Origin of the sequence: Candidatus Palauibacter sp., assembly GCF_965237495.1 — a bacterium.
Classification (GTDB): Bacteria; Gemmatimonadota; Gemmatimonadetes; order Palauibacterales; family Palauibacteraceae; genus Palauibacter.
The window spans coordinates 995574-1018192 of the sequence record NZ_OZ250143.1; the positions used below are offsets into that span (position 1 = coordinate 995574).

The following is a 22619-nucleotide window of genomic DNA, read 5'->3' on the forward strand; positions in this document are numbered from 1 at the left end:
CCGTTGATCCGCCGTTGATCGGGCACGTCATCTCGCGGGGGTGAGCACCCTGCAGCAGGCCCGCGAACTCCTGAAGGCCCGATTCGGCTACGACGACTTCCGCCCGGCCCAGTCGCGCGTCGTCGAGGCGGTGCTCAGCGGGCGCGACACGCTCGCCGTGCTGCCGACGGGGTTCGGGAAGTCCGTCTGCTTCCAGATTCCGGCCCTGCTGCGCCCCCGGCCCACGCTCGTCGTGTCGCCGCTCATCTCGCTCATCGACGACCAGGTCGGCGGGGCGGGGCGGCGGGGCATTAAGGCCCTCGGCTGGACGAGCGCCACGCCCCGGGACGTCGTGAACGAGGCGCTCGAGCGTGCGGGGCACGGCGGGCTCGATCTCCTCTACCTCGCGCCCGAGCGGCTGGAGAACCACGCCGTCTGCGAACGGCTGCGGAGGATCGGCCTCGGCGGGATCGCGGTGGACGAGGCGCACTGCGTGTCGCAGTGGGGACACGACTTCCGCCCGGCCTACCTGGGCATCGGCGGGGCGCGCGAACGGCTGGGGAATCCGCCGCTCACCGCGCTCACGGCCACCGCGACGGCGCGCACCCGGCGGGAGGTCGAGCGTCTCCTGGGGATGGACGGGCCGATCCGCGTGTTCGTGCCCGGCGACCGGCCGAACCTGCGCTACTCCGTCGAGTCGGCGCCCGATCTGAGCGCCGCGTACGAGCGGGTCCGGCAGGAGGTCACGGCGTGCCGCGGATCGGCCGTGGTGTACGCGCGCACGCGGGGGCTGAGCGCCCAACTCGCGATCTCGCTGTCGCGGTCGGGCGTTGCCGCCGCCCCCTACCATGCGCGCCTGCCGATCGAGCGCCGCCAGGTGACGCAGCGGGCCTTCCTGGACAGCCGCATCCGCGTGGTCTGCGCCACGACGGCCTTCGGGATGGGGATCGACCACCCGCACGTGCGGCTCGTGGCGCACCTGGGCGCTCCCCAGTCGCTGGAGGAATACGTCCAGGCAGCGGGTCGCGCCGGACGCGACGGAGAAGCGGCGCGGTGCGTGATGGTCGCGGTGCGCGCCCCGCGGCGCGGCGTCCTGCGGTTCGTCCGGCGCGAGCGGGCCCGGCCGGGCGGTCCCCCGGGCGGCGCACGCGGCGAGGAGCCCCTCGACCCGGAACGCGCCGCGGCCGAAGCCGTGCGCCGGGCGGCCATGCGCGCCTACATCGAGACGGCCGGGTGCCGGCGCGCGGCGATCGCCGCCTACTTCGGGGAGCGGGCCCCCGCGTGCGGCGGCTGCGACAACTGCGAGCGCGGCCGGGCCGGCCCCGCGCCCCGGCCGGGCCGGCACATCAGAACGACCACGCCACCCCGAGCACGGCGATGAGCGGAAGGGAGCCGAGCGGCACGGGGCGCGCGACCGCCTCCTCCGGCCCCGCCCGGTAGAAGAGCGCGTCGCGGCTACCGAGCGCGTTCAGCACCCGCACATAGGGGGCGATGACGAGTGGGGAATCGCCCACGCTCGCGACCCAGCGCCGGGACACCTCGGCGTCGAGCCTCAGGTAGGAGTCTTCCGGTGCGCCCGACAGCGTCGGCACGGGAGCTTCCCCCGTCACGGCCCCCTTCGCGTCCCGCGCCCGGGTCACGGCCGAGAACGGTAGGCCGGCCCCATAGGCGAGCCGGATACCGAAGTCGAAGTCCTGCGCCTCCGCCGAGAGCCCGCCGCTCAGGAGCTGCCGGCCGACGAACGGCGTCTCTTCCTCCGGGTCGTTCGTCCATACCCAGGCGATCGAATAGCCGACCCAACCGCGCACCGGGCCTTCCTTCGCCTGCACCCACAGGTCCAGGCCCGAGGAGAAGAGGTGATCAGCCGCGTTGGGCAGGTCGTCGAAGGACTTGAAGTAGCCCTCGACGCCGGCGTCGACCCCGTTCTCGAGCGCGTTCGAGAACCCGACCACGACGTGTGATGCGCCCGCGACGTTCGACGCCGCGTTCGGGCTCGGAGGGGTGGAGTCCCCCGCGGGGAGAATCCGGCCCACGGTGGGACCGGTGAGGTCGCCGGAGAGGATGGACTCGGGTCCCAGCACGACCTGGAAGAATCTCCCCGCCGAGAGCCGAAGGTCCGCCGCCTCCGTGATGTGCCAGGTCACTGTGGCCCGCGGGGCGAATTTCGCGCGGCCGGCCGGAGCGAAGTAGCTGGCCCGGAACCCGCCTCTCACCTCCAGCTCGCGCGCGACCTCCCAGATGGCCTCGCCCCACGCCGCGGTCACGTTTGCCCGCGTGATGGCGTGGGTCAGCACGTGCGATGTCTGGCCGCCCAGCACGTTCCGCTGGTCGAGCGCCGTCTCGTGCGTGTCGAAGCCGCCCCCCGCGGCCCAGCGGATCCTGTCCCCGCCCGATTCGAAGATGGCCTCGGCCCGCGACCGCGATGTGCGTCCGAGTGCGTCCGCGAAGAAGACCCCCGCGTCGAGTTCCTTGTCGCGCGGCAGCGGGAGCCCGGTGGCGAACCGTCCGTAGGCGCCTCTGAGCGTGACCGTCCCCTCTCCCACGGGAAGGCGATAGCTCAGCGAACCCGCCAGGTTGCCCCAGTAGGCCGACTCCACCGCCCCGGTGTCCTCCAGCCGCCCGATGTCGAGGAGGACGGACTCGCGGTTCCAGAACCCCGTTCCGGACAGTGTCCCGGGCCCCAGCCGGTAGTCGATGCGACCCAGGACGTCACCGTACTCGTACGGCATCTGCCGTTCGTCCGTGATGAACCGATACCCGAGTCCGTGGAGCGCCCGACCGCTCACGAGTACCCGTCCCGCGCTACCGATCGGGCCCTCGATCCGGCCTCCGCCCCCGAGGAGGTCGGCCGAGCCGGCGGTCCGAAAACGTTCCGCGTCGCCCTGGCGGGTCTCGAGATCCAGCACGTACGAGAGCCCCCCGTCGTAGCGGGCCGGCGTCCCGCCGATGTAGAGCGACGCGTTCTGGAGCACGCCGTCGGGAAAGGCGTCGAGCAGGCCGCTGAGATGGAAGGGCGCGTATACGGGCGCGCCGTCGAGGAGCACGAGCTTCAGGTCGGACGCGGCCCCGCGCACGTAGAGCACGCTGGTCGGATCGTTCGGGTCGTTGCCGCGCCCGTCGACCGTGAGGCCAGCCTCGGCTACGCCCGGAGACGAGTCGAGGGCGCGGAGTTCCGTCTCCCCTTCTTCGCGGAATCCGTCACGGGTCATTCCGGGCACGGTCAGCCGCCGGGCGGCGACCTGGGCGAAGAGGCCCGGCATGACGACGGGCTCTCGCTCGAGCGCCAGATCGAGCGGGATGTCACCACCGGCGGGGACGACGACGCCGGTCTGGAGCGGCGCGCGGTCGAGCGCCCGGGCCAGGACGAGCACAGGCCCCGGCGGGAGCCCCGACACCCGGTACGCGCCGTCCGCGTCCGTGATCACGAACCAGGTGGTGCCGGGGAATCGGATCTCGACGGACGCGCCCTCGAGCGGCATCTGGGCTTCGGCGCTCAGCACCCGGCCGTGGACACCGCCGCCGGCGGGTCGGTCCGGCTTCGCCTGGGCGAAGGCCCGGGGCGTGGGGAGCAGGACGATACCCAGCAGGCAGAGGAGCGCGCCGCGCGATGCCGCACCAGCGCGCGGTCCCGTGGGATGGGAGACGCGCCCCGACCTGCGGTGCATGGGGTTCGTCATCCCGGGACCCGCCTTCGAGGCTCGTTAGATCTTCGCGTCGCTACCCGTCGCCCGCCGCAACAGCCCGCTGCTACCCGTCGGTGCCGAGAAGGATCTGCACCGGGCTCGCATCGGCCGATTCGGTGCGGCGCAACTCACCGCCTTCGAGACGGACGACTTCGCTGTCGTCGATCATTACAGAACCCGAAGCGGCCCCGCGAGGCAAGGTCACGAGGATCTCATCCGCCGCGCCGCTGACTTCGATGACGCCCGGTTCCACGTGGAAGTTCACGTCAAGGGCCCTCACCGAGGCCTGCTCCCCGTCGGTGAGCCGGATCGTGAGCCGCAGGCCTTCACGCCCGCCTGCGACCGTGACCCGCACCGACCCGTCGTCCGGCTCGACCGACACCTGGCTCGGCCCGGCCTGGCCCGGTTCCTCGGGTCCGCTCGCGATCCACGCCGCGAGGGCTTCGACCCCGCCGTCGACCCAGCCGCGTACCGGCGACCCGGGAACAGCGTAGGCCCCCGCGGCCAGCAGGAGCGTCAGGCCGGCGGCCACCGCGACGGAGCGGCGGCCCATCCACCCGATGCGCCACCCGATGCGCCACCCGCTGCGCGCCGCGCGGGCGCTCGCGAGCGGGACGGGCGCGGATCGCGCCGCCTCGCGCAACGCCTCGGGCATCTCGACCCAGGCGGCCGGTACGTCCATGACCTCGAGCGCCGACGTCACCCGCCGCACCGCGAACCGCAACTCATCGCGCCGCGCGGCGCAGACCGCGCAACTCGTCGCGTGGTTCTCGACGCGTCGCCGCTCCTCGGCGGAGAGTTCCCCGTCCAGGAGCGCGAGCAGCGCGCCGTCGTCGACATGCGGATCTCTGTGGTGGCTCATCTTCACGACCTCCCAACACTTCCTTCTCATCTATCGCTCAGTCACCGCCGGGGGGAGCAATCACCTCCCGCGACGGGCCTCGTCCTCCGCGATGCGCGGGTCCAGCGCCTCCACGAACCGGGCCAGAGCCCGCGCGAGCAGCGTCCCGACGGATCCCGGCGCGACCTCGACCGCCTTCGCGATCTCCGCGTAGCGGAACCCTTCCTCCCTCATCAGCAACAGCTGTCGGTCACGCTCGGGCAACTGCGCCAGCGCGGCGCGCACCGCCGCGATCCTCTCCGATCTCACGACCGCCCGATCCGGAGCCTCCAACGGCTCGCGCGTCAGCTCCAACTGCTCATACTGCTGCGCAAGCAACCGGCGCCGGCGTGCGGTCATGCGCGCGTCGTCCCGCACCAGATTCGTCGAGACCGTGAACAACCACCTTCGCACCTCATCATCGGGAATGGCCTGGTCGAGCAGCCGCACAAACGACTCCTGGGCGACATCCGCTGCCAGATCCGGATCACCGACCAACCGGTCGACGTACCGGAAGAGGGGCACCCAATGGCTGTTATACGCCGCCTCGAAGTCCACGGTTCTCCCATCCACACCGTTTCCGGCACGCGCAGAGCGCCGTGGGCCAAACCCCTGCCACTCATACGGTCAACGCGCGCGCAGGCCGGATCGTGACGTGTCCGGTATGATCCGGACGTTTCGGCGGGACGCCCGCCTCCGGTAGGTTAGGCCCCCGGCGGCCGGCGGGATACTGCGTTGGAGAACGCGTGCGGCGCCGGGTGTGACGATACCTGCAGAAGGGATTCGATGGGCGAGTCGAGCTATCAACTGGAAGACCATCACGAGATGATGCGCGACCTGGTGCGCGAATTCGCCGAGGCGGAGATCGCGCCGATCGCTGCGGAATACGACGAGTCCGAGGATTTCCCGTGGGAGACCGGCGCGCAAATGGCCGAACTGGGCCTGTTCGGCATCCCCTTCCAGGAGGAAATCGGCGGGGCGGGGATGGATCTGCTGGCTGCGGCGATCGCGGTGGAGGAACTGGCCCGAGTGGACGCCAGCCACTCGATCATGATCGGGGCGCACACGTCCCTCGCCGCGACGCCGATCCACCGCTGGGGCACGGAGGAGCAGAAGGAGCGCTTCCTGCGTCCGCTGGCGAGCGGGCAGGTGCTGGGCGGGTTCGGGCTCACCGAGCCGGGATCGGGTTCGGACGCCGCCTCCATGCGGACGACGGCCCGCAAGGTCGGCGACCGGTGGGTCCTGAACGGGCGCAAGACGTGGATCACGCACGGCGGCGTGGGCGAGGTGTTCGTCCTCGCCGCGCTCACTTCGCCGGAGAAGGGCTCCCGGGGCATCACCGCCTTCCTCCTCACGAAGGAGACCTGCGACCTCGCTGATGCCGAACGCGTCGGGTTCGGGCACTCGCCCGACCTCGAGCCGATGCCGGGGTTCGTCACCGGGGAGAAGCTCCGCAAGCTGGGCTGGAACGCCTCCGACACGCGTGAACTGATCCTGGAGGATGTGGAGGTCACGGAGGAGAACGTGCTCGGCGAGGTGGACCAGGGGTTCCCGATCTTCCTCGACACGCTCGATGGCGGACGGGTGGGGATCGCGGCGCACGCGATCGGGATCGCGCAGGGCGCTCTCGACCAGGCGGTCCGCTACACGGCCGGGCGAAAGCAGTTCAACAAGCGGATTCAGGACTTCCAGGGCGTCCGCTTCATGCTTGCCGAGGCCGAGACGCGCATCCACGCCGCCCGGCTCATGATGCATCACGCCGCCCGGCTCCGGATGTCCGGAAGGAGGCACAAGAAGGAGGCGGCCATGGCCAAGCTGTTCGCCTCCGAGACGGCGATGGACGTGACCTCGATGGCGGTGCAGCTGCACGGCGGGTATGGCTATTCGCGCGAGTATCCCGTCGAACGGATGATGCGTGACGCGAAGATCACGGAGATCGGCGAGGGGACGAGCGAGATCCTCAAGATCGTGATCTCCCGCGAGGTGCTCCGCGAGGCGGGCACGCTCGCCTGAGGCCCCTGCGGGACCTGCTGCCAGCCGACGTCAGCGTGGCCCGCGACAGGCTGTTATCTTGGATCGCAGCCGACCGTACCCATCGTACCCGAAACCTCGCCGTACGATCAGATACATGGACGCCCGGCCCCCGGCCGGCCCGTCCACCTGAAACGCGAACAACAGGAAGTCGATCCTCTGCTAACGCAATCGGGGACGGCAGCCGCGCGCGCACGCTGACGGCTTGCGCCGCGAGATCGTCGTCAACGCCACGACCCGCGAGAAACGGGTCGCGATTCTGGAAGACCGCCAGCTCGTCGAGCTCATGTATGAGCGGCCGGACGAGCGCCGCATCGTCGGGGACATCTATCTCGGCGTGGTCGAGGCGATCGTGCCCGGTCTTCAGGCCGCGTTCGTCGACATCGGGGTCGGGAAGTCCGGCTTCCTCCACGCCTCCGACCTCGAGCCCGACGAAGACGACGACGAGGACGAGGTCACGGACCCGAACGGGGCCAACGAAGGGCGGCGGCGGAATCGTGACCGGTCCCATCCTCCGATCCAGGATCAGCTCTCCAAGGGCCAGTCGCTCCTCGTCCAGGTGACGAAGGAGTCCATCGGCACGAAGGGCCCTCGCATCACCACCCAGATCTCGCTTCCGGGCCGGTTCCTCGTCTACCTCCCCGGCTCATCTCATATCGGCGTCAGTCGCAAGATCTCGGAACGGGAGGTGCGGGCCCGCCTGCGCGAGATGGCGCGGGAAATCCTCGGGGACGAGGGTGGGGTCATCGTCCGCACCGTCGGCGAGGAGATGACGAAGGAGGCCTGCACGGGGGAGCTTCGCGCCCTGCGGAAGGCGTGGACGAAGATCCGCCGGAAGCAGCGGGGTGTGAAGGCGCCGGCCCTCGTGTATCAGGACGCGCGATTCACGTCCGGCGTGATCCGGGATCTGTTCTCCGACCGGATCGACCTCCTGACCGTGGACTCGCAGGATCTGCATCGCGAGATCAAGTCCTACCTGGGGCAGGTGGACCCCGGCGGGCTCGACCGGGTGCGGCTCTACGAGGATTCGAAGCCGATCTTCGACGAGTTCGGCATAGAAGAGGAGCTCCGGCGTGCGTTCCGGCGCAACGTCCGGCTCCCCGCCGGCGGCTACGTCGTCATCGAACAGACCGAGGCGCTGGTGTCGATCGATGTGAACACCGGGCGCTATACGGGTCGCCGGGATCCCGCGCAGACGATCCTCAAGACGAACCTCGAGGCGGCGACCGAGATCGCGCGCCAACTCCGGCTGCGCGATGTCGGCGGCATCATCGTGATCGACTTCATCGACATGAACGACGAGGAGTCGCGGCAGAAGGTCGTGCAGCAGATGCGGACGCTGCTGGGCCGCGACCGCGCCCGCACGAAGGTGTTCGGCATCTCCGAACTCGGGCTGCTCCAGCTGAGCCGGCAGCGGGTGAGCCCCAGCCTGCACCAGCGCATGATGGAGCCGTGTCGGGGCTGTAACGGGGAGGGGATGATCCTGGCCTCCGAGACGGTCGTGCGCCGGGTCGAACGGGCGCTTGACCGCGTGGCCGCCGCCGGCAAGGAGCGGGGGATCACGATCCTCACCCACCCGGTCATCGCCCTGCACCTCCTGGAGCGCGAGCGCGAGTTCCTGAACCGGAAGCGAGCCAGCGCCGGGATCCCCCTCGAACTGCGCGACAATCCTCTCCTCCGCCTCGACGAGTTCCGGCTCCTCGCCCACCCCGCCGAGTCCGACGTCACGAAGAAGTACATTTCCAGCGAGTAGCCGCGCCCGCGGCCGGGTTCTGTTCGGCACCGATCCTGTTTGACACATCCGCTGAGCGCGGATAGACTCGTCGGTCCGACTTCCTTCGATTCTCCGGTGATGGTCTGACGATATGTACGCGATTTTCAAGGCCCAGGGGAAGCAGTTTCGCGCGGTGGAGGACGCGGTGCTCCGCATCCCCTCGCTCGAGGCCGAGCCCGGCGACACGGTGACGTTCGGGGATGTGCTTCTCCTCGAACGAGAGGGCGACGTTCAGGTGGGCACCCCGTCGGTTGCGGGGGCCTCCGTGGCGGCCGAGGTGGTGAGCCACGGCCGCGGCGACAAGATCATCGTCTACAAGATGAAGCGGCGGAAGGGCTACCGGCGCAAGCAGGGACACCGCCAGGGCTTCACCGAGATCCGCATCCTCGGGATCGACCTCTCGGACGGAAAGCCGGAAGCCGCGGCCGAGCCGGAAGCTGCGACCGAGCCGGAAGCCGCGGTCGAGCCGGAAGCCGCGGCCGAGCCGGAAGCCGCCGCTGCCGCGGCCGTGCCGGAGGAGTTCGACATTACCGACGCGGCGCGTGAGTTGGCCGAGTCCCACGGTCTCGACCTGTCCGCGATCGAGGGGACGGGCAAGGGCGGCCGCATCCTGAAGAAGGATGTGGACGAGGCGAGCGCGGCGGCGGAGGGGGACGACTGATGGCACACAAGAAAGGTGTCGGATCCAGCCGCAACGGGCGCGATTCGAACGCGCAGTACCTCGGCGTCAAGCGGTACGGTGGAGAGCGCGTCGTCGCGGGTCACATCCTCATCCGCCAGCGGGGGACACCCTTCCATCCGGGCCGGAACGTCGGCCGGGGCCGGGACGATACGCTCTACGCGCTCTCCGACGGCGTCGTGGAGTTCCACCGCCGGCGCGGCCGCCGCTTCGTCAGCGTGGTGACCCCCGCGGCGTAACCGCCACCAAGAGCTGGCCACGGCCAGCACCCGGCGCTGGCTGCCAGCCGCACCGCCACCGGCTGCCAGCCCTGCCGGGGCCCCCCGGAGCCAGGCCGGGCGGCGTCAGGAGCCTGTGAACTCGGGCTTCCGCTTCTCCAGGAAGGCGCCGACGCCTTCCGCCATGTCGTCCGTCGAGAAGAGGAGCGAGAACCAGCTCCGCTCGAACTTCAGCCCCTCGTCCAGCGGCATCCGGCGCGCGGCCATGATGGATTCCTTGGCGGCCTGAAGCGCGAGCGGGCTCCGAACGGCGATCTTCGAGGCGAGTTCCATGACGTGGCCTTCGAGCTCCTCGGGCGCTACTGCTGCTTCGACGAGCCCGATCTGCTCGGCCTTCTCGCCGGTGATCAGCTCTCCGCTCATGATGAGCCGCATCGCCCAGCCCTCCCCGACGAGCCGCGGGAGCCGCTGCGTGCCGCCCGCGCCCGGGATAAGCCCCAGGTTGATCTCGGGCTGACCGATCCGGGCCGCCGTGGACGCGACCCGCATGTCGCACGCCATGGCGAGTTCGCACCCGCCGCCGAGGCAGAACCCGTTGATCATGGCGATCACGGGCTTCGGGAAGCGCTCGACCGCCCCGTAGATGTCGCCGCGCTGCATGGCCCGGTACTGCTCGACCGGCCGCGCGTCCTTGAACTCCGCGATGTCCGCGCCGGCGATGAACGAGCGGTCGCCCGCACCCGTGAGCACCACGACGCGCACATCGTCGTCCGCCCCGAGGGCATCGAGCGCGCCGAACACGGCGCACCGCACCTGGCCGTTCAGCGCGTTGAGCTTGTCCGGCCGGTTGACCGTGAGCTTGGCGATATGTCCGTGGAGTTTCTCGACGAGAAGGACGTCACCCATGACGACTCCGAGGCTTCAGGTTGGCTGGTTTTCGGACCTTCCCGGCGGTGCGGGACGGCCGCCGGTCGAACGGTATCACCCGAGACGTCACGGGGCTATGCACCGGCGTCCTCGCCCTCTCATCAGATCACCAGCGCACGACGCAGGGCTTCTTTCAGTGCGAGGCCGTCTTCCTCCGACAGCCTGCCGATCCTGCCAATGATCAGGGACTCGTCGAGCGTGAAGAGCTTGAGGCGAACCTTGCACGGCACGTGAAGACCGGCTTCGCGCCAGCGCCGAATCGATACATCGCTGGACCACTCCCCACGCGTCGATGTGATCATCGCCAGGATCGATTGCCGATGCCGGGTGTGGAAACTCTCCGACGAAACGACGAGTGCCGGCCGCCGTCGCGATGTGTCCCTGTCCGTGAAGGGGAAGGGGACGATGACCACGTCGAGCGGCTCAGAGGTCACGCCATGCTTCCTCATCTTCGGGTGAGGCCCATTCGGTCATGGTCTCCGAGAGACCGCGCAGGTAGCCATCGGGACTCGGCGCCACCTTGCGAACGATCAGGTGCTCACCCGCGATCTCAAAGGCGAGGATATCACCCTCGATCAAGCCTGCCTCATCGCGGATCTTCTTGGGAATAGTGGTCTGACCCCGCGCTGTGATCCTGGAGAGATTCATCTGTGTACCCCGCTCGCGTTTCTGATGTGTACTCCGCTCGCGTTTCTGATTTTTCAGAAAATAAGAAACTCTGATCCGGGACGCACCTGCACGGATGCAAACCGGCACCGAAGCTACGGGGTTTGGGCCCGTCTCCCACCCGCGGCGCGGAGCCTCGCGACCTTGCCGAGGATGTCGAACCAGAAGGGGGCCCCGAGACTGACGGCGGAGATCGTGATCAGCCACCCGAGCACCCGGGCGATCCAGTCGAGGAAGCTCCAGTCGCCGAGGCCCGCGTCTTCCCAGCCGAGGGGGAAGGCCCCGAGATCGGGCACATCGGCCTCGGCCAGCGTCCCGGCCTCGGCCGCCTGTGCCGCGAGTTGAGCCACCGATTCGCGGAGGGCGGCGTCCGTCCAGAGGTCGCGGGCGAGGTGGAGCGTGCTGGCGTTCGCCGCCACCGTGACGACGGCGCCGATGACGAAGATGAGGACGTGGGCCCGCCTCTTGTACCAGCCGGAGACGCGGTTCATCCCCTCGTCGAGCCAGCCCGCGACCTGCCCGCGGAGGCCGTCCACCGTGCCGACGCCGCGAGCGGCGAGGGCGCGCAGTGTCGGCCCCAGTACGTGGTCGCCGTCCACCCGCTCGACGAGGGCGGTCGCCGGGCCCGCCAGATCGACCACGGGCTTCCCGTCATCATCGTGGGCGAGCAGATCGAGCAGCGCCATCGCCATCGTGTCGGGCTCGATGTAGGACGGCAGCTTCCCGTCCCTGGCGAGATTCGCGATCAGCGGATGCGCGTAGACCTTCTCCGCGTACTCCTTCCCCAGGAGCGACTCGACGCCCGCCCGCAGGTTCTTCGACCGGAGTCCCAGCAGGGCGGAGATCCACTCCGTGATCGCCGACGCCGCGAGGCTGAGGACGACATAGAGCAGGGCGAGACCCAGCGCGACATCGACGACCGGTTGATCCAGCATCTCCCCCCTCCTCCTGGTTCAGGCCTCCTGGTTCAGGCCTCGTGCGTCGTGCGGCCGCCGACGACGGTGCGGACGACCTCGATCTCCTTGATCGCGTGCGGGTCGGTCGTGTGCGGGTCGGCGCCGAGGATGACGTAATCCGCCAGCTTGCCCGAGGTGATCGAGCCCTTGATGTCCTCCTCGAAGGAGGCATGGGCGCCGTTGATCGTGCAGATGCGGAGCGCCTCGGGGACGGAGATCTTCTGGCTCGGGCCCCACTCCCGGCCCTGCATGTCCGTGCGCGTGACCATGCTCTGGATCGCCATCAGCGCCTCGAACGGGCCCGGCGGATAGTCGGACGCCCCGGCCACCGGAATGTCATAGTCGAGGAACCTCCGGTGCGCGAACATCCATTCCATCTTCTCCGGTCCGTATTCGCCCCACTTGTTCCCGTGAAAGTGGACGTAGGTGTAGAAGGGCGTGGGGATGGCGCCGATGTCCTTGATGCGCCGGAGGAGCGGGTCGTCCACCAGCGAACAGTGCTCGAGGCGGAAGCGGGGGTCGGCCTGCGGCATCTCGCGCTGGGCCCGCTCGTAGGCGTTGAGGCACATGTCGATCGTCTTGTCGCCGTTGGCGTGGATCCCGATCTGGAACCCGGCCCGGACGGCGTCGTCCACCGCCTCGTGGATTTCCTCCTGGGTCATGGTGAGGATGCCGTAGTCGTCGGGGCGGCCGATGTACGGCGTGCGCATCGCCATGGTGCGCTCGGAGGCCGAGCCGTCCGCCCCGTACTTGACCGCGCCGATGCGCAGGTTCTCGTCGCCGAACCCGGTGCGGATCCCGGCCTGCTTGAGGGCCGCGAACAGGCCGCCGCCTCCGGAGGGGAAGTAGTACATGCGGAAGCGGAGATCCCCCGCGTCGTAGGCGTCCTGCAGCGCGGTCAGTCCCTGGTTGCTCCCCCCCGTCTCGTGCACGGAGGTGAGGCCGGCCGCGGACATGAGCTGTCCGATGAGGGCGACGCCTTCCGCCCGCTGCTCGCGGGTGCTTCCGCCGGGGACGAGGCGCTGCAGCGGCCGTCGCGCGCGTTCGGCCACCTTGCCCGTCAGCTCGCCGTTCTCGCGGTAGAAGTGCCCGCCGGGCGTGTCGGGCGTGTCGACCGTGATCCCGGCCAGCTCGAACGCCTTCGAGTTGTACACGCTCGTGTGTCCGCCGCGGTGGGTGACCTGGACGGGGTGGTCGGGGACCGCCTCGTCGATGTCCGTCCGGGAGAGGGGCCGGCCTTCCTCGATCTTGGTGTCGTCGTACAGGAAGCCGACGACCCAATCACCCGGGGGCGTGTTCTGGGCCCGCTCGCGGAGGGCGGACTTCATCCCCTCGATGGTGCGGATGTTCATGTCCACCTGCGTGAGGTGCCGCATGCCGGCCGAGGAGGGGTGGTTGTGCGAGTCGATGAAGCCGGGGACGACGGTGCCGCCGCCCGCGTCGATCCGCTCCGTGCCCGGCCCGACGAGGTTCGCGATGTCGCTGTTCGAGCCCACGGCGAGGAAGCGGCCGCTCTTCACGGCCAGCGCCTCGGCCCGCGGGTTGTCGTCGTCGACGGTGTAGATCGTGGCGTTGGTCACGACCTGGTCCGCGTGCCCGGAGCCGCCCCCGGAGGATCCACCGCTCCCGCCCGGGGCTGCGCAACCCGCCAGCGCGGCGCCTCCCGCCGCCAGTCCCGAAAGCGCCACGAACTCCCGCCGATTGACCTCGTTCATCCTCGTCTCCTTCATCTCAGGCCTCGTAGGTGGTGCGCCCTCCGACGACGGTGCGCACGATCTCGATCTCCTTGATCGCGAAGGGATCGACGGTGTGCGGGTCGTCGCCGAGCATCACGAAGTCGGCCAGCTTGCCCGCCGTGATCGAGCCCTTGATCCCTTCCTCGAACGCCGCGTGGGCCCCGTTGATCGTGCACACGCGCAGCGCCTCCTCGACGGAGATCTTCTGGCTGGGACCCCACTCGCGGCCCTGCATGTCCGTGCGCGTGACCATGCTCTGGATGCCCATCAGCGCCTCGAACGGACCCGGCGGATAGTCGGAGGCGCCCGCCACCGGGATCCCGTAGTCGATGAACCTCCGGTGCGCGAACATCCATTCCATCTTTTCGGCGCCGTACTCGCCCCACTTGTTTCCGTGATAGTGGACGTAGGTATAGAACGGCGTCGGGATCGCCCCCACGTCCCGGATCCTCCGCAGGAGGTCGTCGTTCACGAGCGAGCAGTGCTCGAGGCGGAAACGGGGGTCGGCCTGCGGCATCTCGCGCTGCGCGCGCTCGAACGCGTTGAGGCACATGTCAATGGCGAGGTCGCCGTTCGAGTGGATCCCGATCTGCCACCCGTTCCGCACCGCGTCGTCCACCGCCTCGTGGATCTCCTCCTGGTTCATCGTGAGGATCCCGTAGTCGTCGGGGCGCCCGACATAGGGCGTGGACATGGCCATCGTGCGCTCCGAGGCTGAGCCGTCGGCCCCGTACTTGATGCCGCCCACCCTGATCCAGTCGTCCCCGAAACCTGTCCGGATGCCGGCTGCCTTGAGGGCGGGGAAGAGGCCGGACCGGCCGCCATTGGGAAAGACGTAGGCGCGAAAGTGAAGTTCGCCCGCGGCGTGAGCGTCCTGGTAGCAGACGAGGTCGTTGCCGGCGCCGGTCTCGTGGACGGAGGTGAGGCCCGCCGCGGCCATGCGCTCGCCGATGAGACGGATGCTCTCCTGCCGCTCCGCGCGCGTGGTGCCGGCGGGGATGAGGCTCTCGAGCGGTTCCTTGGCGTGTTCCGCCACGCGCCCCGTGAGTTCGCCGTTCTCGCGGTAGTACATGCCGCCGGGCGGGTCGGGCGTGTCGGCGGTGATCCCGGCGAGTTCGAACGCCCGCGAGTTGTAGACGCCGGTGTGGCCGCCCCGGTGCGTGACCGACACGGGGTGGTCCGGGACGGCGTCGTCGATATCGGCCCGCGTCAGCGGCCGTCCGTCCTCGAGCTTGGTGTCGTCGTACAGGAAGCCCTGCACCCACTGCCCCGGCGGCGTGTTCTGGGCGCGCTCGCCGAGCGCGCTCTTGATGGACTCGATCGAACGGACGTCGAGGCTCACCTGCTTGAGGTGCTTGGTGCCGGAGTAGAAGGGGTGATTGTGGGCGTCGATGAAGCCGGGGACGACGGTCATCCCGCCGCCCTCGATGACATCGGTACCGGGGCCGATGAGGTTCGAGACGTCGGCGCTCGAGCCGACCGCGAGGAAGCGACCGCTCTTCACGGCGAAGGCCTCGGCCCGGGGAGTGTCGTCGTCGACGGTGTAGACGGTCGCGCCGCGGACGACGAGGTCGGCGTGGCCTCCACCCGCGCCGCCGCCCGACCCGCGGTTGCCGCCGCGGGGTGCGCAGCCGCCCGCGGCCGCGCCGCCCGCGGCCAGGCCGCTGAGCGCCATGAAGTCTCGCCGCGTGAAGTCGCTCATCGCGTCCCCCTCTGAAGTGTTTGTGTCGGCCCTACTTTAGCTCGACCAGCTGTTCCGGGTCCACGCGCACGACGATGTAGGTGATCGTCTCGGTGATCTCGCTGAAGCCGTGCGGTGAGCCGGCCGGGATGATGACCATGTCCCCGGGGCCGACATCGCGGCTCTCCCCGCCTTCGATGCCACCGACGGAGCTGGGCCCCGTGAGCGTCCGCACCGTCTGGCCCTCGGGATCGAGCGCGCGCCCGTCGGTGAGTTCGCCTCCCGTCACCAGCGTGCCGCGTCCGGAGACGACGTAGTAGACCTCCGTCTGCTTGTGGTGCTGGATCGCCCCGAGCGAGGAGCTCGGCGGGCGCTGGACGACGCCGAGTCCCACGTTGTGTCCGCCCGCGTCGATGTGCCGGATCTGCTGATCGCTGACCCGGCCTTCGGGCGCGCTCCCGGTCGTGGCGAGAATGTCGGCGGCGGAGATGTGGGTCGCAGCCGGGTTTTCCTGTGCGTTGTCCCCCGCAGCGCTCCAGAGGGCGCCCACGGCGAGGGCAACGAGGATCAGCTTCGACATGGTGTCGGCTCCGTCAGCAAGAGTTGTCGGGCATGCTGGTGACGGGCCGCATTCTAGATGCGGCTCCGGCCCCCGGTCCACCGCTTGACCACCGAACCCGCGTAATTACAGCAATTACTACATGCTAATCAGAAGAGGACATGACGATGGACAAGGCTTCAACCACACGTAGCGTCAAACTCGTCCCCATCGGTAACTCGAGGGGCATTCGTCTCCCCAAGGTCTTGTTGCGGAAATACGGGTGGAACGATTCGCTGGTCCTTGAGGAGGCGGAGAACGGGATCATTCTCCACGGCGAGCCGAATAAGCGTGGGTCGTGGGAAGACACGTACCGCGCCATGGCGGCGGACGGCGAGGACTGGGGCGATTTCGAAGACACGGTCGCGGACGGCCTGGATTGATGGCGGACTTCCCCAGGCGCTATACGATCCATTGCGCCGACCTGAACCCGACCATCGGGGCGGAGATCAGGAAGGTCGGACCCGTGGTTGTGGTCAGCCGGAACGACATGAACCGGTTCCTGGACACCGTCGTGGTCTGTCCCTTGACCCCGACGGTGCATCCGCAGTGGCGAACGCGCGTACAGTATTGCGTGCGCAGGGAAGGATGCGGAAATCGCGGTCGACCGGATCCGGGCGATCAGCAAGCGCCGGCTCCGGAGGCAACTCGACCGACTGTCCGCGGAGAAGGCGTCTGAACTGCGCCGCGTCATCACGGAGATGTACGGAGAGTAGCGGGCTTCGGCTGCCCCGCGCTGTACCGCGAGCGGGTTGCAGGCGTACGTTTCGCGGAGTCCGTGACACGCCGCAGGTCAGAGCACGCAGGAGAATGGGATGAACGGTTGGAGCCGCAGAAACTTCGTGAAGACGACCGCCGCCGCGGGGCTCGCGCTCCCCGCCGCTCCGGCCCTGGCCGCGCACGCCGCGGAGCCTCGGCCGGCCACGCTCCCGAAGTCCGCTTCGGACGACGACCCGCTGGGGATCCGGGGTCAGTTTCCCGTCACCGAGGAACTGGCGTATCTGAACACCGCCTCCACGGGGCCGCTGCCGCGTCCCGTCCGCGAAGCGCTCGTCGCCTACGCGGATGAGAAGATGACGTACCGGGATCCCGGGAGCCGCGGGCGCGCCGTGGCGCGGGCCCGGAGCCGCTTCGCGGACCTGTTCGGCGCGGACGAGGCCGAGATCGCCTTCCTCTTCAACACGAGCGACGGCGAGAACGTCGTGGCCAACGGGATCGACTGGCGGCCGGGCGACAACGTCGTCATCGACGAACTCCATTTCACCACCGCCTTCGTCGTCTATCGGGAACTTGAGCGGCGGGAGGGCGTCGAACTCCGGATCATCCCGTCGCGCGAGGGACGCGCCCACCCCGAGGACTACGACGCGTACACGGACGACCGCACGCGTCTCATCAGCGTGGCGTGGGTCTCGAACCGCAACGGATTCCGGCACGACCTCCCGACGCTGGCCGAGATCGCGCACGCCCGGGGCGGGTACCTGTTCGCGGACGGGATCCAGGCGTTCGGCACGTTCCCGACCAACCTCCACGCCGAGGGCGTCGATTTCGCCTGCGGCAACGGGTACAAGTGGCTCCACGCCGACTTCGGGTGCTCGATCCTTTACGTGCGGAGCGAGCACCACGACTGGATGCAACCCGACCGCTTCGGCCACGCGCAGGTGGCCGAGACGCTCCCGGAGCACCAGTACCGGCTCAGGACGGACGCCCGGAAGTTCGAGCACGGGAGCCTCGCCCTCGGTCCCGTCGCGGCCATGGACGCCGCGCTCGGGTTCATCGGCGAGGTGGGGCTGGCGCCCATCGCCGAGCACACGCACGCCCTCGCCGGCGAACTCCGCGAGGGTGCGGCGGGGCTGGGGATGAAGCTCTTCACGCCGCCGGCCAACCCGTCACCGATCGTGAGCTTCTATCACGGCATGGACTCGGAGGAACTCGCCGACGCCCTGAACGCCGAAGGAGTCCGGTTCACGTACCAGGAGGGAGGAGAACTCCTCCGCGCCGCCGTCGCCATGTTCAACAACCGCGACGACGTCGACCGCCTGCTGGGAGTGCTCGCCGCCCGCGCATAGGCGTCGCAACCTCGTGCCCCGCTCTGTTTGCGGATTGAGCACTTGCCGTTCCGAGCGAAACCGCAACCATTTGGGTTGCTCGCCACCACTACCTGTTTCACGGCCTCGACACTCCACGCTGTTCGACTTGATCTTGGTGCCCGGCCAACAAACAGGCTTAAGGCGCTCAAACTCGAGCATTGCACACCGGAACTCAACGGTGAACGGGGACGCAGGCAGAGCCTTGGTTCCCACCCACGACAGTAACCAAACGGATCTCTTGGAAATCAAATGACTCCGGCAAACTCGATCTTGAACAATGCTCTGACTGCGGACTCAAACGCTCTGGATCGAGATCTCATACGGAGGCTGTTTCCGGCGCTGGCCCCAGTCGGCGACGATGCCGTCTTGGCACTACGGCCATACTTGAACCGAATCCCACAGAAGTGGTTCGACTTGTCTTCGCAGTCAGCCATGTACCGCTGGCTGGTTGACCGGGATGCGACGGATCGGGCAGCTCTGCAGGATTACTTACGCCAAGGCCGCACAGAACTTGACCGTGCTTTCTTGTTCCTCCGCGAAATCAATGCAGCGTCTTGGCACGATCACATGCATAATCCAGCAGATGTTTTCGAGCTGGTCCGGGTGATTGATCGAACATTTCATCCGGCGTATCTGCGTCTGGTTGAGGGCGTATTGATACCGCTGGTGCGGGTAGTCGCGCATTTTTCTCGTATCGATCGCGGTGTTGGGACCGATGGGTTGGACGCATGGCCTGTTGTCGAAGAGATCCGACGGGGAAACAACGGGACGCTAGTCGCGCCCTATCGCCACGTCATGAGGAACGCCATCGCTCACGGTAGAATCACCTACTTACCCCGGATCCTGCGATCGTGGGCGCGGGGCTCGTCCGGGAGGGCGGCCGTAGCCGGGCCGTGGAGGCCTTGACGATAGTGAGATCATAGTTTCGGACTATGGAAAAGCACCGCCCGGGGCCCTACGTTCAGAGGGACTGAACAAGAGTTCACCCCGGAACGGAGGACACCCGAATGGTGCGTGGAAACGACTATACCGGACCGCGCCCGCACGTGCAAGGATCGGCGGCCGCGCTGAGGGTCCGCGGGGGCGGCGGGCGGATCACCGACGCGGGCGGCCTCGTCGTGGTTCGGAAGCTGTGGGACGCGCTGGGGCTGGGCGGCTGGATCGACCGGCGGAGCGGGAACGTCCCCGGCCGCTACCGGCCATCGCTCATGGTCGAGTCGTGGGTGGTGCTGCTCCTGTACGGCGGCGGGGCGATGGACGACCTGCCGCTTCTGGAGCGGCGGGGCGTGCGCCGCATCTTCGGCTGGGCGCGGGTGCCGCACCCGGCCACGTTCGGGCGCTGGTTGCGGGGTTCGGCGGCCGTGCTGTCGCCGCTTCTGGACGAGCTGTTGTGGCGGATGGTGCGGCGGCGCTGGGAGCTGGCCGGCGGGGCGCCCCGGTCGGCGACGATCGTCATGGACTCGACCGTCGTGGTGCGCTACGGGCTGAAGCAGGCCGGGGCGGAGCGGGGCTACAACCCGAAGAAGCGGGGCCGCCCCTCGCACCACCCCCTTCTGGCCTACGTCCTGGAGACGGGCGACTGCCTCGGGGTGCGCTGGCGGCCGGGGGGCGCGCACACGGCCCGGGGGGCGGAGGCGTGGCTGGCCGAGCTGGTGGCCCGCCTGAGGGGGGCGGGGGTGCGGCGGATCACCGTGCGGCTGGACAAGGGGTTCTTCTCCAAGTCCATCGCGCGGCGCATGGAGGAGCTCGGCGTGTCCTATCTGCTCAAGGTGCCGCGGCACGCCTGGCTCGACGGCTTCCGGGGCGCCTGGGAGACCGCCGCCCGGGACGAGGCCGGGGACCGGGAACTGAGGACGGCCTCCGGCGAGCTGTGGGGGACGCGGCTTCTCTCGGTCGAGAGGCGGAGACGGGTCGGGCCGGACGAGGGAGAACTCGATCTCGCGGCGTGGGAGACCACGATGAGCGCCGACGTTCTGACCAACATCGGGAGCATCGGCCCCGTCGAGGCGTGGCGCGCCTACAACGCGGGCGCGGTCGTCGAGCAGCGGATCGAGGAGCTGGGCCAGCTCTCGGCCGGCCGCACCGCGGTGGACGACCTCGGCGGCAACGCCCTGCTGTGGAGCCTCGCCGTGCTCGCCTACCAACTCCTCCACATCCTGCGCGCGAACTTCCTCGGCGGCCGCTGGCGCGCCGTGCAGCCGCGCGGCATCCGGCTGCGCCTGCTGCGCGCCCCCGCCAGGATCACCTCCCACGCCCGCCGAACCTCGCTCGGGTTCGCGCGCGCCGAACCGGCCCTCGGCCTCCTGCGACCGGCGCTCCGGGCCATCGAGCGGGGTCTCCCGCCGCCCGCGCCCGCCTAAATCTGACCGGCCCCAACTCCGGCTTTCCGAAGGCGCCGCGCGGCGGCGCCCACTCCCCGTGTCTCCGCGAGCCGTTCGGGACCCCTCCCGAGCCCCGCCGGCCCTCCGCCGAGGCCCGGTCCGGCCCCGAAAACGCCACCGCCCGCGCCAAGTCGCCACAACCGCCGGTCATAATCGCCCTCAGGCCGCCCGACTATGCGCCAACGCAGGATCCGGGCTTACAAGATCAGATTCATTACCGTGATAAACGGAACAGGACAGAAACTCTTACGAATCAAAGCGTTATCTGGACAACGGACGATTTTGTTGATGTGTGCAACGGGATTGCGGCGGCCGTGAAAGTTTTTCTCATCCTTAACCGCCGATCCCGTTACCCCGCCCCACGCGAGTTCCTAGTCGAAGAGCTTGCAGAGGAGACAAGATCACCGTGGTGGTATATTGACGGCTGTGTGGAATCACGCATCGGTCCGCGGTCGCAGTTGCTCGTGTATGCGAAGACGAACTCTCGAGACGTGAATAAGGTCAGATTCTCGGCCGTGCAGACGGGGATCCTGGCAGAGGCGTTAGTGCAAGGCTTCGACCGATATTTTATTTCTATGCGATCACCAATTGCCTTGCCGGGCTGGGTGGCATTCGACGGTGCAGCCCTCCGTGCGGCGCGGCGGAGCGGGAAGAGGGATATCGAGGCTTACAGGGGGGTGATCGAGGGTGACTTGTTGTTCTACGCGCCTCGGCGCCGGATGTCGAGGCTCGGCGGGAAGGTCGACACGCTTCGCATGGCAATGTCAAATGCGTGGAGAATCGTGATGCGTGACCTTCGGGGGCGACTTGGGGTTCCAGATGTGCTGTGCCGTACTGCCAAGGTGCATCGGAACGGATGGGGAGGCGTACTGCAGGGATCGGTCGTACTAGGGAGTATGGGATCTAACGCGCGGGTTCTGGTGCCCCGTGTGAGGCGCCGCATTCTGCGTGTCGTACGACGGGCAGCTGTCCCAGAACCGGGAAATCGGGGGGTCGCCAAGAGGCTTCCGCTCGCCTATGCCCGCGTAAGCGTCTTCGCCAGAGATTACCGGCGACGCAGGATTCTCAACCACGGACTCGGCCCAGACCTGATCTGTACGGTCCAATTCCAGAGGATGGGCCGGATTCAAGCGCCAGACATCTTTGGGTCAACCATCGAGGAGGATGGGAAGTGGAGAATTGCATGGAACAGATCTTGGCTAGACAAGGTTGCGAATGAATAAAGTGCACGCAAGTAGCGCCAAGCAGGCGAATACATGCTTGCAAGTACGGTACTCGCCTGACGCTCGGCCCCGGGGGCGGTCACGAACCAATCATGCGGCAGGACTCAAACCGTTTCTGCCGCCACGGGGCAGAATACGTCCGATGTCATGCCAGGGGATCGACTACGCTGAGGAAGGGAAAGCGCCGGAAGCCGGCGTCGCGGGTGCATATCCGGCTGATGCCGTGTTCGCGCATCAGGACGGCGATGTGCAGATCGTGCATCCGATTGCCGCTGATGTGTGGAAGCTCTTCCACGGTTCGCGCAAGAACGGCCCCGTGACGCCGCGTCGCGGTCAACAGGTCGATCCCGGGCGACTCCAGCAGTTCCGAGAGAAAGCGCCAGGCAGCCGTGGCTCGTCGCGGTGACTGCATCACACGCGGGTGGGTGGTCACCCGCAGGAACTCGTAGCACACGCTCCACGTGAGGAAGGTCCGTGCCGGACCGAGACGTGCCTCGTCAAGTTGCCGCAGGCAGGGGACGTGGAATTCGGAGTCTTCGTTTATCGCGTAGACGAGGACGTTGGTGTCGAAAACCAGCGTCTCACTCCTCTTCCATCGCGCGGTAGAGCGCGTCGCGGTCGGAGATGTCGACCAGATGTCGGCCACCGCGCCAGGTAGGGAGTGGTGCAAGTGCGGGCGGACCGTCGGTGGAGGTTGGTTCTTCTAGCACACGTCTGAGTCCTTCCTCGACGAGTTCGGACAGAGTGGTCTGCCGTCGCGCCGCCTCTTCGCGCAGGCGTCGCATCAGGGCATCGTTGATATTCAGTGTCGCCTCCGCATAGGGCGCCCCCCGCTCCCGCACGGACTGCGGCTGGACTCTGATCTCGTCCTCGCGGCTACGCGTCCGGGCAATGTCACGGGACGCCTGCATCTGCATCAGCGTTTCCATCCTGACGCCGAAAGCCTTTTCGATGCGCAGGGCCATCATCCCGGACAGATCCGACCGGCCGTTCAGAAAGGCTGACAGCGCCGGGCGGGAGACACCGAGCACCTGCGCCGCCTCGACGACCGTCAAGTCTCGGGGCTCGAGGATCTCCGTCCTGACGAACTCCCCCGGGTGGAGCGGATCTGCCATCGTTC

General features: G+C 68.5%; 21 protein-coding genes and 2 pseudogenes. 11 read left to right on the forward strand and 12 right to left on the reverse strand.

Features of this window, described 5'->3' with window-relative positions:
• The first annotated feature begins 40 nt into the window (after window positions 1–40).
• Window positions 41–1360, forward strand: a complete 1320-nt coding sequence (locus tag ACPXY0_RS04195; protein WP_423928765.1) for a RecQ family ATP-dependent DNA helicase — start codon at window positions 41–43, stop codon at window positions 1358–1360.
• Here the strand turns inward: ACPXY0_RS04195 and ACPXY0_RS04200 are convergent.
• The 3 genes from ACPXY0_RS04200 to ACPXY0_RS04210 form a co-directional block, all read right to left on the reverse strand.
• Window positions 1326–3644, reverse strand: a complete 2319-nt coding sequence (locus ACPXY0_RS04200) for a TonB-dependent receptor (RefSeq protein WP_423928767.1) — start codon at window positions 3642–3644, stop codon at window positions 1326–1328. The two genes, ACPXY0_RS04195 and ACPXY0_RS04200, sit on opposite strands and share 35 nt — an antisense overlap.
• An 82-nt stretch (window positions 3645–3726) precedes the next feature.
• The gene (locus ACPXY0_RS04205) at window positions 3727–4524 is read right to left on the reverse strand and encodes an anti-sigma factor family protein (RefSeq protein WP_423928769.1); all 798 of its coding nucleotides are present in this window, start codon (window positions 4522–4524) and stop codon (window positions 3727–3729) included.
• 60 nt (window positions 4525–4584) lie between these two features.
• Window positions 4585–5115 carry a sigma-70 family RNA polymerase sigma factor gene (locus tag ACPXY0_RS04210; RefSeq protein ID WP_423928771.1) on the reverse strand — a complete coding sequence of 177 codons (531 nt, stop codon included), beginning with the start codon at window positions 5113–5115 and terminating at the stop codon, window positions 4585–4587.
• Between the two features lie 213 nt (window positions 5116–5328).
• Here ACPXY0_RS04210 and ACPXY0_RS04215 point away from each other — a divergent pair, with 213 nt between their 5' ends.
• The 4 genes from ACPXY0_RS04215 to rpmA all read left to right on the forward strand — a co-directional run bounded on the left by ACPXY0_RS04215 (window position 5329) and on the right by rpmA (window position 9265).
• Complete coding sequence (locus ACPXY0_RS04215) at window positions 5329–6555, forward strand: acyl-CoA dehydrogenase family protein (protein ID WP_423928773.1); 1227 nt, start codon at window positions 5329–5331, stop codon at window positions 6553–6555.
• A 223-nt stretch (window positions 6556–6778) separates the two neighbouring features.
• A complete protein-coding gene (locus tag ACPXY0_RS04220; RefSeq protein ID WP_423928775.1) occupies window positions 6779–8326 on the forward strand; it encodes an Rne/Rng family ribonuclease in 1548 nt (515 codons plus the stop codon).
• A gap of 112 nt (window positions 8327–8438) precedes the next feature.
• Window positions 8439–9008 (forward strand): 50S ribosomal protein L21, encoded by a 570-nt coding sequence (rplU, locus tag ACPXY0_RS04225; protein ID WP_423928777.1) that lies wholly within the window; start codon window positions 8439–8441, stop codon window positions 9006–9008.
• Entirely contained in the window at window positions 9008–9265 is a 258-nt protein-coding gene (gene rpmA, locus ACPXY0_RS04230; protein ID WP_423928779.1) for a 50S ribosomal protein L27, read from the forward strand. Before rplU ends, rpmA begins: the two co-directional genes overlap by 1 nt.
• A gap of 105 nt (window positions 9266–9370) precedes the next feature.
• Here the strand turns inward: rpmA and ACPXY0_RS04235 are convergent, their stop codons facing one another.
• The 7 genes from ACPXY0_RS04235 to ACPXY0_RS04265 form a co-directional block, all read right to left on the reverse strand.
• Entirely contained in the window at window positions 9371–10150 is a 780-nt protein-coding gene (locus ACPXY0_RS04235) for an enoyl-CoA hydratase/isomerase family protein (RefSeq protein WP_419941261.1), read from the reverse strand.
• 122 nt (window positions 10151–10272) lie between these two features.
• Window positions 10273–10584: a type II toxin-antitoxin system PemK/MazF family toxin gene (locus ACPXY0_RS04240; protein ID WP_423928781.1), complete on the reverse strand. Its 312-nt coding sequence runs from the start codon at window positions 10582–10584 to the stop codon at window positions 10273–10275.
• Between the two features lie 10 nt (window positions 10585–10594).
• Entirely contained in the window at window positions 10595–10819 is a 225-nt protein-coding gene (locus ACPXY0_RS04245) for an AbrB/MazE/SpoVT family DNA-binding domain-containing protein (protein ID WP_423928783.1), read from the reverse strand.
• A gap of 113 nt (window positions 10820–10932) precedes the next feature.
• Window positions 10933–11772, reverse strand: coding sequence for a hypothetical protein (locus ACPXY0_RS04250; protein WP_423928785.1), 840 nt, complete (start codon window positions 11770–11772; stop codon window positions 10933–10935).
• Between the two features lie 32 nt (window positions 11773–11804).
• Window positions 11805–13523, reverse strand: a complete 1719-nt coding sequence (locus tag ACPXY0_RS04255) for an amidohydrolase (RefSeq protein ID WP_423928787.1) — start codon at window positions 13521–13523, stop codon at window positions 11805–11807.
• Window position 13524: 1 nt separating this feature from the next.
• Window positions 13525–15231 (reverse strand): amidohydrolase, encoded by a 1707-nt coding sequence (locus tag ACPXY0_RS04260; RefSeq protein WP_423928789.1) that lies wholly within the window; start codon window positions 15229–15231, stop codon window positions 13525–13527.
• A gap of 31 nt (window positions 15232–15262) precedes the next feature.
• Complete coding sequence (locus ACPXY0_RS04265; RefSeq protein WP_423928791.1) at window positions 15263–15790, reverse strand: cupin domain-containing protein; 528 nt, start codon at window positions 15788–15790, stop codon at window positions 15263–15265.
• Window positions 15791–15930: 140 nt separating this feature from the next.
• Here ACPXY0_RS04265 and ACPXY0_RS04270 point away from each other — a divergent pair, with 140 nt between their 5' ends.
• The 6 genes and pseudogenes from ACPXY0_RS04270 (at window position 15931) to ACPXY0_RS04295 (ending at window position 21499) form a co-directional block, all read left to right on the forward strand.
• Window positions 15931–16191 carry an AbrB/MazE/SpoVT family DNA-binding domain-containing protein gene (locus ACPXY0_RS04270; RefSeq protein ID WP_423928793.1) on the forward strand — a complete coding sequence of 87 codons (261 nt, stop codon included), beginning with the start codon at window positions 15931–15933 and terminating at the stop codon, window positions 16189–16191.
• A pseudogene (locus ACPXY0_RS04275) lies at window positions 16191–16313 on the forward strand (type II toxin-antitoxin system PemK/MazF family toxin); the annotation flags it as partial. The gene ACPXY0_RS04270 and the pseudogene ACPXY0_RS04275, both read left to right, overlap by 1 nt.
• 115 nt (window positions 16314–16428) lie before the next feature.
• Window positions 16429–16524 (forward strand): hypothetical protein, encoded by a 96-nt coding sequence (locus ACPXY0_RS04280; protein WP_423930565.1) that lies wholly within the window; start codon window positions 16429–16431, stop codon window positions 16522–16524.
• 99 nt (window positions 16525–16623) lie between these two features.
• Window positions 16624–17874: an aminotransferase class V-fold PLP-dependent enzyme gene (locus tag ACPXY0_RS04285; protein WP_423928795.1), complete on the forward strand. Its 1251-nt coding sequence runs from the start codon at window positions 16624–16626 to the stop codon at window positions 17872–17874.
• Between the two features lie 1028 nt (window positions 17875–18902).
• Complete coding sequence (locus ACPXY0_RS04290; RefSeq protein WP_423924679.1) at window positions 18903–20255, forward strand: IS1380 family transposase; 1353 nt, start codon at window positions 18903–18905, stop codon at window positions 20253–20255.
• Between the two features lie 335 nt (window positions 20256–20590).
• Window positions 20591–21499, forward strand: a complete 909-nt coding sequence (locus ACPXY0_RS04295) for a hypothetical protein (protein ID WP_423928797.1) — start codon at window positions 20591–20593, stop codon at window positions 21497–21499.
• Between the two features lie 145 nt (window positions 21500–21644).
• On the opposite strand, the gene ACPXY0_RS04300 is transcribed toward ACPXY0_RS04295, so the two are convergent.
• Together ACPXY0_RS04300 and ACPXY0_RS04305 are read right to left on the reverse strand one after the other, a co-directional pair.
• Window positions 21645–22145: a type II toxin-antitoxin system VapC family toxin gene (locus ACPXY0_RS04300; protein ID WP_419941272.1), complete on the reverse strand. Its 501-nt coding sequence runs from the start codon at window positions 22143–22145 to the stop codon at window positions 21645–21647.
• A gap of 202 nt (window positions 22146–22347) precedes the next feature.
• Window positions 22348–22614 (reverse strand): annotated as a pseudogene (locus tag ACPXY0_RS04305) (HigA family addiction module antitoxin); the annotation flags it as partial.
• Between the last annotated feature and the right edge of the window lie 5 nt (window positions 22615–22619).